This window comes from Streptomyces phytophilus (genome assembly GCF_013870535.1).
Lineage (GTDB): Bacteria > Actinomycetota > Actinomycetes > Streptomycetales > Streptomycetaceae > Streptomyces > Streptomyces phytophilus.
On the sequence record NZ_JACBXC010001656.1, the window covers coordinates 1 to 1099 of the forward strand.

The 1099-nt window shown below is 73.2% G+C and carries 2 protein-coding genes; both read left to right on the forward strand.

What is annotated here, in order from left to right; genetic code table 11:
* A partial coding sequence (locus tag H5J30_RS34995) for an SGNH/GDSL hydrolase family protein (RefSeq protein WP_181791826.1) occupies positions 1 to 688 on the forward strand: 688 nt, incomplete at its 5' end.
* Positions 689 to 735: 47 nt separating this feature from the next.
* Positions 736 to 1099 (forward strand): aldose epimerase family protein (locus tag H5J30_RS35000; protein WP_445194974.1); only part of this gene is annotated, 364 nt, incomplete at its 3' end.

Sequence of the window (1099 nt, forward strand, 5' to 3'; positions counted from 1 at the left end):
CCACGCCTGCGAGCCGCTGTCCGACTGCCCGGAGAAGTCCTGGTCGACGGGCGACTCGAAGGACGTCGACAGCCTCGCGCGGCGTTTGCTGGACAAGCCGTCGGGGCACACGTGGAATTTCGCCCGTTCGGGCGCGCAAGTGGCGGATCTACCGGTCCAGACGGGCGAGGCGATCGCCCGCCGGCCCGATCTCGTGACGATACTCATCGGCGCCAACGACGCCTGCACGGACAGCGCGGCGGCCATGACGCCGGTGGCCGACTTCCGCACGGCGGTGGCGGACTCGCTGGACCGGCTGGAGGCCGACCTGCCGCGGACGCAGGTGTACGTCTCCAGCGTGCCGAGCCTCATGCGGCTGTGGGAGGTGGGCCGGGGCAGCGCGCTGACGCGGCAGATCTGGTCGCTGGGCGTCTGCCAGTCGATGCTGGCGGAGCCGTCGGACCTCGGCGCGACGGCGAGCGACCGGCGCGACGGCGTGCAGGAGCGGGTGGTGGAGTTCAACGCGGTGCTCCAGGAGGAGTGCGGGGAGCACCCGTTGTGCGTGTACGACGACGGGGCGGCGTTCCACTACGCGTTCACCGGGGACCACCTGAGCCGCTGGGACTCCTTCCACCCGGACGAGGACGGCCAGAACGTCCTGGCGCAGATCGCGTACGACAAGCTCCGCGCGGCCCGGGAGGGACGGTAGTCGCCGCGGGCGCGTGAGGGGGTGGGCGGGGCGCATAGGGTTTTGTCATGGCCGAGACTCCCCTGCCCCCGCCCGACGCCGTGCCGGCGCCGTCCGTGACCGCCGAGCCGTTCGGGAAGCTCGCCGACGGCACGCCCGTCGAGCGGTGGACGCTGGTCGCGGGCGGCACCCGGGTGCGGGTGCTGTCGTACGGCGGGACCGTGCAGTCCGTGGAGGTGCCGGACCTCGCCGGGCGGTACGCGAACGTGGCGCTGGGGCTGGCGACGGTGGACGAGTACGTGGAGCACCCGGACCCGTACTTCGGCGCGCTCATCGGGCGGTACGCCAACCGCATCGCGGGCGCCTCGTTCGCCCTCGGCGACCGCACCTACCCGCTGCCCGCCAACGACGGCCCCAACTGCCTGCACGGCG